Source organism: Winogradskyella sp. (assembly GCF_016744625.1).
GTDB lineage: Bacteria > Bacteroidota > Bacteroidia > Flavobacteriales > Flavobacteriaceae > Winogradskyella.
Genome location: NZ_JADGDZ010000003.1, coordinates 1 through 5,957 on the forward strand (window position 1 = coordinate 1; position 5,957 = coordinate 5,957).

Here is a 5,957-nt window from a genome sequence, read left to right on the forward strand (position 1 = left end):
AAATAATATATAGTGATTAATTCTTTATAAAAATATTAACGATAAAAAAATAACATTATAAAAACGACTAGTCTTTTATTCTTTGTATTACTGCTTTTAAGCTACAAAAAGAGCAGAGTAACAATCTTGTATATGCGGCAGCAAAGGCAGGATAACAAGAAATCACTAAAACGCCGTCGATTAAAACCTTAGGTCAAATTATCGATCTGAGGTTTTTTTATCATTTAATCTCCCAAGTTTTAAACTTTCCCTAATTGAAAATACCATTTCACTAGTTCAATCATTGTTTATACTCAAAACTATTTTTAACTTGTAAGCCAAGACTATAGCTTTGATATAAACAAAACACATATATTATGAAAACACAATTAACATTAACTCAAAAACACACCTTTAAAACTTTAAGTTTTGTTGGTGTTATGATTTTTGCATTACTTGCTTTTAATCCAATCTATGGACAAACTAATTCAGTATCTACAACTGAAACTGCATCTAAGGAACGTACAATTAGTGGTCTTGTTAGTACAGAAGATGGTCCTTTACCAGGTGTCAATATTGTTCTTAAAGGAACTCGAACTGGTGTAAACACAGATATGAAAGGTAAATTTATCTTCCCCATAAAATTAAAAACTGGAGATATTTTAGTTTTTAGTTATTTAGGTTATGAAAATCAAGAAGTAAAAATCAAGGAAGATACTACGTTTATTAAACTCGTTCTAACTGAAGATTTAGTAGAAATGATAGGTGCTTTAGATTCAGCAAAGCCATATAAGTCTAAGCGTAAGAATTAATCAGTGACTATAACACATTAAATTGTCTCCTCGAGCACAGTCGAGAGGTCTTTAACAGGTCTCAACTGTGCTTGACTTGATATAATTACCATTTTATTGAAATCTCTTAAACTCATATTACTCTTCATAATTGTATACCAATCGCATGCGCAAATCTCAGATTTTAATCATATAGATTTTGAAAAAGCAGATAATGTGGCATTGGTCTGTAAAGGTGAAGGTTTAACAAATTTACCTGAGTTATCTTATAAACTTACTGCTAAACTAGATACAGACGTTGAACGCTTTAGAGCTATTTACCGTTGGGTTTGTGGCAATATTGCAAATGACTACAGTCTATATTTAAGAAATAAGCATAAACGTGAGCGTTTTAAAGATGATAGCACAAAACTTAAAACTTGGAATGATACCTTTAGAAAAATACTTTTCAAAAAACTTCTAAAAGACAAAAGAACCATCTGTACTGGTTATGCGTATTTAGTAAAAGAATTGGCAAAACTTGCCGATATAGAATGTAAAATTGTGCAAGGTTATGGCAGAGTAAGCACTACAGATATTGAAAACTTAGATTTACCAAATCATTCATGGAATGCTGTAAAATTAGATAATAAATGGTATCTCTGTGACCCAACTTGGGCAAGTGGTATTCCTGATCCTGAAAGCAATAGATTTACATTTCAGTATAATGATGGTTTCTTTTTAGCAAATCCAAAGCTTTTTGCAATAAATCACTTTCCTATTGAAGGGCAATGGTGGCTTATAGATAAAAATATTCCCTCCTTTAAAACTTTTTTAGCATCTCCTATTATTTATGGCAAGGCTTATGAAAATTTAACCCTTCATAATAAGCCAAAACAGCTGCATCACACTATAGAGAAGCACGAAAAAGTGATCTTTCAATATGAGCTTAAAAAAACAGTTGCAAGTGATGATATTCGCCTTTTAATAGACAATGGATTTTCCAATCGCAAAACCAAAGCCACATCTACATCTATTGACGATAAGCAATTAACTTTAGAGCATCAATTTAATAATACAGGTTTTTATGATGTTCATCTGTATATTAAAGATGATCTCATATCTACCTATACTATTAAAGTAAAAAGCTAATTTAAATTCTAAAGCTTAATTTATAGATGCAACTAAAACATTATTCGCATCAATTTCTAGCTCTACATTGTCACAAGCTTGGAGATTTAATTGAATTTTCTGACCATAAACGATACTATTTGTTGCTAAAACAATAACATCATTATGAGACAATTCTAACCATCCACTATTATCTGTAGAACTTATATTTTGAGTATGTAACATACTAAAGTCTGATGAAGTATAAACTATAAAATCAAAATCTTCAGCACTGTTGTTGCTTAATCTAACTTTAGGTAAGTCGTCAACACATATTTGACTTTCTGGTTGTAGATTGATTGTTTCTGAAGTTTCATCAACCTCAGCTGAGTCTGTTGTACAATTTACAAATAGTAAAAGCACAAAAATGAATCTTACATTTTTCATAAGTAGGTTATTTATTTAATACAATTTGGGAGGGCCAATATAGAAAAAATAAATAAACCACCGATTAAACGTGTTGTTTATTCGATGAACGGTAAGCTAAAAATTCAAAAATTGCTATTTACACCTTGTTTTAAAGCATTTTTAAGGTATTTACCTCTTGCTCTGTTAAGTGCTTCCAATGACCTCTTGGAATATCTTTTTTAGTTAAATGACCAATTGCAACACAATCAATCTTTACGATATCATAATTAAATGCATCAAAAATAGTTCGCAGAATAGTGTTTCCTGTATTCTTAATTTTTATACCTACTTGGTTTTTAGATTCACCTTGAATATAGCTTATCTCTTCAACGCTAACCAGCTTTCCTTCAACCTTAAAGCCTTCTTGAATCTTTTTAAGGTCTTCAAACTTCAAGTTTTTATCCAATTCTACTTGAAATAATCGTGCAACACCATTTTTAGAATTAGTGAATTTTTGCACAACTGTGTCATCATTAGTAAACAATAATAAGCCTAATGAATTTCTACCCAAGCGTCCAATAGGTTTAATATTAGCATTAGTTGCGTTTGCGACTAAATCCATAACGGTTCTACCTTTACCTTCTGAAGTAGTTGTAGCAAAACCTTTTGGTTTATTCAATAACACGTAGGCTTTAGCTTCTGGAGTAATGCGTTGCCCATCAAAACGAACTTCGTCAGTGCGTTTTACTTTATAACCCATTTCGTTTACCACTTTACCATTTACAGATACTAACCCAATCGCTATATTTTCATCTGCTTCACGACGCGAACACATACCAGAATTGGCAATATATTTATTTAAACGAATCTCATCTGGATTAGATGGCTTTGCTTGCTTTGATTTCTTTTTAAATGGAGCATTACCTCTAGCAAAACTCTTAGTCTTGCGATTAGCATTTTCTCTTCCTGAAGTTTTTCCTTTTCCCTTGCTATCTTGATTTTTGCTCATAGTCTTAAATTTTTGCAAATGTATAACAATAGTTAATATGTACTAACGTCAGTTGGAGTGATTTTCGAAAGAAAATTTTATCGAGAACAAATTCTTATTTCTTAACTTGATTCTCTATACTAATTTTGCCTTAAAAAAAGACAAAATCTACTCAAATTGACTAAATAAATTTACAATAACTATTTAATTTCTACAGTTGTTTGTCGTTCTGTATTCACAATCAGTTTAGTCACGTCTGGTCTTGAATAATGACCAACAGGGTCAAAATTTTGACGTTCTTCTAACACACGATTAAAATCTATAGACTGAATAATTAAACCTTCTTTATGCAAAACCGGTTCAACAATCCATTCTCCATTTGGCCCTGCGATACAACTACCTCCATTCGCTAAAGAATCTGGTGCGTTTTTTAAAATCGCATCTAAATGTGGAGTGTTTTTAGGAAAATCCGTTTTAGACATCAAACTCGACACAGATATCACATAAGACCTCGATTCTCTCGCAATAAAACGAGTTATGTCTTTGGTGTTATGGTCACTTCCAGGCCAAACTGCTATATGTAAGTTCTCACCTTGACCATATAATGCTGTTCTTGGTAATGGCATCCAATTTTCCCAACAGTTTAAGCCACCAACTGTAAATGCTTTTAAAGGATGTACCTGTAAACCATTTCCATCTCCAGGAGCCCAAGTTAAACGTTCATCATAAGTTGGTTGTAATTTTCTATGAACAGACTTAACTTCTCCCTCTTCATTAATATACACCAAAGAAGCATAAATACTATGACCTCCTCTATCAGTTGGTCGCTCCATAATACCTAAGTATATAGCCATTTTATGCTGCTTAGCTAATTGACAAACTGAATCTAATTCTCCTTTTTCTATACATATTGAATTACTCACATAGTGTGCATGCAATTCCTTATTAACTGTTTTATCCCATTCAGCACCTCCTGTTAGCGCCAACCAAAACGGATAACCTGGCAATAATGCTTCACCAAAAACTATAAGTTCACAATTCTCTTTTGCAGCTTCTTTTATAGAATTTTCGATTTTCTGCATAGTGGCATTTTTATCTAACCAAATTGGTGCGATTTGTGCCATGGCAATTTTTAAAGTGGTATTCATTTTTAGATACGATTTAAAACAATAGATATGTCAATCAATAAAATAGAAAACACACCAGCAACAATAATAAATTTAAGGATATTATGAAGAAATAAATAGTGCGTTTTCTTATTCGATTTCCATAGTATAAGTAGAAAAACTCCTAACAACATTACACTGAGATAAAAGAAATAATACATATGCCCAATTTTGAAAAACAAAATCAATGCAATGGCAGAGACAATAGTGAAGACTGCAACAATGGTAAGCATTAGTTTCGATGTTTTCTCACCATATACAACAGGAACCGTTCTATAATTTAGAGCTAAATCCCCTTTTATATTTTCAAGATCTTTTGTTAATTCTCGCATAGATATCAATAAGAATAAGAAGATAGCATGTGCAAAAACAACTAACTCGAAATTTTTATAATAAATAAAGATGGCAAAAAATGGGATTACGGTTAGTATTGCTGAAACAATATTCCCAGTCATTGGTTGCTTCTTTAAGCGATGGGAATAAAACCAAATCGCAAAGATGTACAATGCAAAGAATACAACCGCTTTAAAAGATACGTAGCTAGCGAAAACAACCGCTACAAAATTCAGCACAAAGTAAAACGACAGCTTTGTATTTTGGCTTACCAATCTGTCGAGCATCGTTTTCCTAGGCTTGTTAATCAAGTCCTTTTCTGAGTCATAGAAATTATTAATAATATAACCACCAGCTATAGTCGCAGAAGATGCCAGCACTAGCATTAAAAGATTGAGATCTAAAAAAACCGATTTAACCGGTTTATCGTGCGCAAAAATATAAACAGAAGCTAAATATTGAGCAATAACAATTATAAGAATATTATAACCTCTAACTACAGAAAACAGGCTGAAAAACTTTAGAATAATGTGTTTCTGTCTTCTTGATAACATGCATTAAATTTTGATGAGATTCTGAACTAAGTTCAGAATGGCAGAATACTAAAAGTTATATACAACTTCTAATTTATGCGCTTTTAAAGCTTCTTGTGCTCTATCAATATTCTCAGTAAATCCAAGAATATAGCCACCACCACCAGAACCACAAAGTTTTAAGTAGTAATCATTAGTTTCGATGCCTTTTTTCCAAAGTTCGTGAAACTGTTTTGGTATCATTGGTTTGAAATTATTTAACACCACTTTAGACAATTGTTTTGTATTTTTAAATAAGGATTTTATATCTCCTTTTAAGAAATCATCTACACAAGCATCTGTATGTTTTATAAATTGATCTTTAAGCATACTACGGAAACCTTCATTTTTCATGTTTTCCATAAAAATACTAACCATAGGTGCAGTTTCACCAACAATGCCACTATCTAATAAAAATACGGCTCCTTTTCCTTCTACCTTTTGAGATGGAATACCAGTAGCCTCAATATTATCTTTAGAATTTATTAAAATTGGAAGGCTTAAATAACTATTTAAAGGGTCTAAACCTGAAGATTTACCAAAAGGCATATAATCATTGGCTAATGCTAATAAATCTTCTTTTTCAAACATCTGAATAATCATCTTTTGATAGCTGATTTTTCCATAGTAT

Annotated in this window: 6 protein-coding genes and 1 pseudogene; 2 read left to right on the forward strand and 5 right to left on the reverse strand. The window is 31.6% G+C overall.

From position 1 onward, the window contains the following. The first annotated feature begins 356 nt into the window (after positions 1-356). Positions 357-791, forward strand: a complete 435-nt coding sequence (locus QZZ53_RS01055) for a carboxypeptidase-like regulatory domain-containing protein (protein WP_296380529.1) — start codon at positions 357-359, stop codon at positions 789-791. Between the two features lie 96 nt (positions 792-887). Then, the gene (locus tag QZZ53_RS01060; RefSeq protein ID WP_296380530.1) at positions 888-1,901 is read left to right on the forward strand and encodes a transglutaminase domain-containing protein; all 1,014 of its coding nucleotides are present in this window, start codon (positions 888-890) and stop codon (positions 1,899-1,901) included. 15 nt (positions 1,902-1,916) lie between these two features. Here QZZ53_RS01060 and QZZ53_RS01065 read toward each other — a convergent pair whose 3' ends face one another. The 5 genes and pseudogenes from QZZ53_RS01065 to QZZ53_RS01085 all read right to left on the reverse strand — a co-directional run. Further along, entirely contained in the window at positions 1,917-2,306 is a 390-nt protein-coding gene (locus tag QZZ53_RS01065; protein WP_296380532.1) for a hypothetical protein, read from the reverse strand. A 130-nt stretch (positions 2,307-2,436) separates the two neighbouring features. Next, a complete protein-coding gene (locus QZZ53_RS01070; protein ID WP_296380534.1) occupies positions 2,437-3,276 on the reverse strand; it encodes a pseudouridine synthase in 840 nt (279 codons plus the stop codon). A 179-nt stretch (positions 3,277-3,455) separates the two neighbouring features. After that, positions 3,456-4,403, reverse strand: a complete 948-nt coding sequence (locus tag QZZ53_RS01075; RefSeq protein WP_296380536.1) for a carbon-nitrogen hydrolase family protein — start codon at positions 4,401-4,403, stop codon at positions 3,456-3,458. 2 nt (positions 4,404-4,405) lie between these two features. Further along, the gene (locus QZZ53_RS01080; RefSeq protein WP_296380538.1) at positions 4,406-5,308 is read right to left on the reverse strand and encodes a geranylgeranylglycerol-phosphate geranylgeranyltransferase; all 903 of its coding nucleotides are present in this window, start codon (positions 5,306-5,308) and stop codon (positions 4,406-4,408) included. Positions 5,309-5,356: 48 nt separating this feature from the next. Next, positions 5,357-5,957 (reverse strand): annotated as a pseudogene (locus QZZ53_RS01085) (mevalonate kinase); the annotation flags it as partial.